Source organism: Fulvivirga aurantia, from assembly GCF_009711475.1.
GTDB classification, from domain to species: domain Bacteria; phylum Bacteroidota; class Bacteroidia; order Cytophagales; family Cyclobacteriaceae; genus Fulvivirga; species Fulvivirga aurantia.
Genome location: NZ_SMMD01000359.1, coordinates 1 through 1,991 on the forward strand (window position 1 = coordinate 1; position 1,991 = coordinate 1,991).

Consider the following 1,991-nt stretch of genomic DNA (forward strand, 5'->3'; position numbering starts at 1 on the left):
TTTTTTTGTGCGCTCTACGGCCTTTTCAAAACGCCATTCTTCTATTTTCTTTTCATGACCTGAGAGTAGTATTTCAGGCACTTTCATCCCATCAAATTCTGCAGGCCTTGTATAAACCGGTGGAGCAACCAGGTCATCCTGAAAAGAATCAGTCAAAGCAGATGTTTCGTCTGACAATACGCCTGGCAACAATCTTATGACAGCGTCAGACACAACAGCGGCCCCAAGCTCACCACCAGAGAGCACATAATCACCGATGCTTATTTCTCTGCTAATAAAATGCTCACGCACTCTTTCATCTACCCCTTTATAATGACCACAAAGAATTATAAGATTTTTCTTTAAGCTAAGCTCATTGGCCATCGTCTGATTAAACGATTCGCCATCAGGACTCATGTAGATTACCTCATCATAAAATCGCTCTGATTGTAGTTTTTTCAGACAAGCCGCTATTGGCTCAATCATCATCACCATGCCGGCACCTCCTCCATATGCGTAATGATCTACACGCTTATGTTTGTCTGTAGAATATGGGCGTAAATCATGAACATTTACCTCAACCAAACCTTTATCCTGTGCTCTTTTTAGAATCGAGTCAGAGAATGGGCTTTCTAAAAGCCTCGGCAATACTGTTATAATATCAATTCGCATGGCTAATCAAGATAGATATCAAGCAAACCCTCAGGCAACTCTACTTCAACAATCTTTTTACTATGATCAATACCTTTTATAATACCATCACTAACAGGCACTAACACCTCCTTACCTTCGGCATCAACTACAAAAAGATCTTGTTGAGGGCCGGCAAGAATAGATGCTACCTTTCCCACGTCACCAGAATTGGCATCTTTCATCAGATATCCGATAACCTCATGGTAATAAAACTGTCCCTCCTCCAAATCGGGTAAAGAAGACAACGGCAAATATAATTTTTGACCTCTCAACTCATCCGCAGCTTCGGCTGTATCAACTTCATCGAATTTAACGATGGCCTTATTGCCGTTTAAAGAAATGTGGTCAATAAAAAAAGGAACCAGTTTTTCGTTTATTTCAACGAAAACTGATTCCAATTGTGTGTATTCTGCAGGAAAGTCTACATCTAAAAAAATGTTTAACTCTCCTTTTAAACCATGCTTCTTGATGATGTAACCAAGTTGGTAACAGGCATCAATATTCATGATTTACTTATTTTCTTTCTTCTCTTCGTCTGCTGACTCTTCCTTAGCTTCTGCTTTAGGCTCCTCAGCTGCTTCTGCCGCAGGTGCTTCTTCAGTAGCAGTTTCTTCTGCTGGCTCTTCAGATGCCTCTGGCTCTTCAGCTGCTTTAGCTTCAGCTGCTGCTTCTTCAGCTCTTTTCTTTAAAGCTTCAGCTCTTGCTTCTTTCACCTTAGTCTCAGCATCCTGACGCTGCTTAGCAGTTGTAGCTGCTTCTTTAGCAAGCTTATCACGCTTAGCTTCGATCTTAGCATCTTTCTCCTTCAACCAAGCCTCAAATTTCTTGTCAGCTTCTTCTTGCGTAATAGCGCCTTTGTTAACACCAATTTGCAAGTGTTTCTTAAGCATGATACCTCTATAAGATAACATAGCTCTTACAGTATCAGTCGGCTGAGCTCCTTTCATAACCCAATCAAAAGCTTTCGCTTCATCTAAATCTACCGTTGCAGGGTCTGTGTTAGGATTGTACCTTCCGATTCTTTCAATGAATCTACCATCTCGTGGTGATCTGGCATCCGCTACGACTACATCGTACAATGCCAATTTTTTTCGCCCTCTTCGGGCCAGTCTAATTTTTACTGCCATTTTATTATTTATGTTTTTCGACTTTGTGGATCACGTCCACGGTCTAAAAGACTGCAAAGATACGGCTTTTTTTCTTACGACAAACATATGAGCTGTAAATTCGTTAGGGTATGACAACATGTAGGTCAAACCATTGAAAATGAATATAATTTGCATAAGCGAATATACGGTTTTTATATTCAGAATATGTTT

3 protein-coding genes are annotated in these 1,991 nt (G+C 40.4%); all 3 read right to left on the minus strand.

Features of this window, described 5'->3' with window-relative positions; all coding sequences use genetic code 11:
• Positions 1 to 651 (minus strand): tRNA (guanosine(37)-N1)-methyltransferase TrmD (gene trmD / locus E1176_RS01810; protein ID WP_155208867.1); only part of this gene is annotated, 651 nt, incomplete at its 3' end.
• Between the two features lie 2 nt (positions 652 to 653).
• On the minus strand, positions 654 to 1,178 hold the full coding sequence (gene rimM / locus E1176_RS01815; RefSeq protein WP_155208868.1) for a ribosome maturation factor RimM: 525 nt from the start codon (positions 1,176 to 1,178) through the stop codon (positions 654 to 656).
• Between the two features lie 3 nt (positions 1,179 to 1,181).
• Complete coding sequence (locus E1176_RS01820) at positions 1,182 to 1,799, minus strand: 30S ribosomal protein S16 (RefSeq protein ID WP_155208869.1); 618 nt, start codon at positions 1,797 to 1,799, stop codon at positions 1,182 to 1,184.
• Positions 1,800 to 1,991: the final 192 nt, after the last annotated feature.

Bases quoted from the DNA above. Each gene is read 5' to 3' on its own strand.
- rimM (WP_155208868.1), bottom strand. From the start codon at position 1,178: ATGAATATTGATGCCTGTTACCAACTTGGTTACATCATCAAGAAGCAT.
- E1176_RS01820 (WP_155208869.1), bottom strand. From the start codon at position 1,799: ATGGCAGTAAAAATTAGACTGGCCCGAAGAGGGCGAAAAAAATTGGCA.